This window comes from Streptomyces sp. rh34 (assembly GCF_002551245.1).
Taxonomy (GTDB): domain Bacteria; phylum Actinomycetota; class Actinomycetes; order Streptomycetales; family Streptomycetaceae; genus Streptomyces.
This window is the reverse complement of the sequence record NZ_NTGZ01000531.1, coordinates 1-1,310: the sequence shown is the minus strand read 5'-3', so window position 1 is coordinate 1,310 and position 1,310 is coordinate 1. Positions and strand designations below refer to the sequence as shown.

The 1,310-nt window shown below is 78.3% G+C and carries 2 protein-coding genes and 1 pseudogene; all 3 read left to right on the top strand.

Annotated elements, in window-relative coordinates; translation table 11 throughout:
- A partial coding sequence (locus CR470_RS37985; protein ID WP_097872293.1) for a FluC/FEX family fluoride channel occupies positions 1 to 438 on the top strand: 438 nt, incomplete at its 5' end.
- On the top strand, positions 435 to 809 hold the full coding sequence (locus CR470_RS37980; RefSeq protein WP_097872292.1) for a fluoride efflux transporter FluC: 375 nt from the start codon (positions 435 to 437) through the stop codon (positions 807 to 809). The genes CR470_RS37985 and CR470_RS37980, both read left to right, overlap by 4 nt.
- A gap of 297 nt (positions 810 to 1,106) precedes the next feature.
- Positions 1,107 to 1,310 (top strand): annotated as a pseudogene (locus CR470_RS37975) (hypothetical protein); the annotation flags it as partial.

The following is a 1,310-nucleotide window of genomic DNA, read 5'->3' as shown; positions in this document are numbered from 1 at the left end:
GTGCTGGCGGCGGTCGCGGCCGGCGGCGCGCTCGGCGCGCTCGCCCGCTACGGGGCCCTGGTGCTGTGGCCCGGCGCGGGCGGCTTCCCCTGGACGGTGTTCGCCGTCAACGTGGGCGGCTGCGCCCTCATCGGCGTCCTGATGGTGCTGACCGTGGAGCGGGGCCGGGTGACCCACCCCCTGGTGCGGCCCTTCCTCGGCGTCGGCGTGCTCGGCGGCTTCACGACCTTCTCGACGTACGCGGCCGGGGTCTCGGACCTGCTCGTGCGTCAGGAGACGCTGACCGCCATGGCGTACGCGGCGGCGACGGCGGTGGCGGCGCTCGGGGCGGTGTGGGCGGCGGCCGCGGGGACGAGGACCTGGCTGGACCGGGGCACCCGGCACTCCCGGGGTTCCCGGGGTTCCCGGGGTTCCCGGGGTGAGGGGCGGGCCGCGTGAACTGGCTGCTGGTGGCGGTCGGCGGGGCGGTGGGCGCGCCGCTGCGCTATCTGACGGACCGGGTGGTGCAGGCGCACCAGGGGCCGGGCGTCCCGTACGTCTTCCCGTGGGGCACCTTCACGGCGAACACGGCGGGCAGCCTGCTGCTCGGGCTGCTGACCGGCGCCGCGGTGTCCTCACCGGCGCACGCGCTGCTGGCGACGGGCCTGTGCGGGGCGCTGACGACCTACTCGACGTTCTCGTACGAGACCCTCCGCCTGGCCGAGACGGGCCGGGCGTTCCTGGCCGCGGCCCATGTACTCGCATCACTGCTGGCGGGCCTGGGCGCGGTGTTCCTGGGGGCGGAACTGACGGGCGGGTTCGGGGGGTAGCGCGGGCGGGGCGGGCGGTCGCGCGGGTCCCGGGCGAGGCCGACGGGTGCCGGGAGGCGGACCGGAGGCCGGCCGGGAGGCGGGACCGGGAGGCGGGCCGGCGTGGTGCCCGGGGCTGTTTCGCCGGTCGTCGCACGGGCGGGTGGCGTTTCGGGCGTGTCTCCGGCGGGGTCGGGGGAGTTGGGCACGGTGCGACGCCGTACCGCTCGCACCTGTTCCCGCTTCGCCCCGGCGCCGCGCTCTCCGCTCCCGCCCGTCGCCCCCGCTCTCCGCCCCCTCGCCCCGGAGGTGCCACTCGTGCGCCAGTTGTCCGCCCCTGCCCGCTGGGCAGCCGTCACCGCGCTGACGATCGCCGCGTCCACCGGCTGTATGAGCGTCGGCGAGGACGACGACGCCGGGCGGCCGGGGCCCTCGCGGTCCGCCGGCCCGGAGGGCTCCGCCGCCGATCCGGCCGGGGACACGGTCCCCGGCTCCGGGCGGACCGGCGGGCGTGTCGGGGGT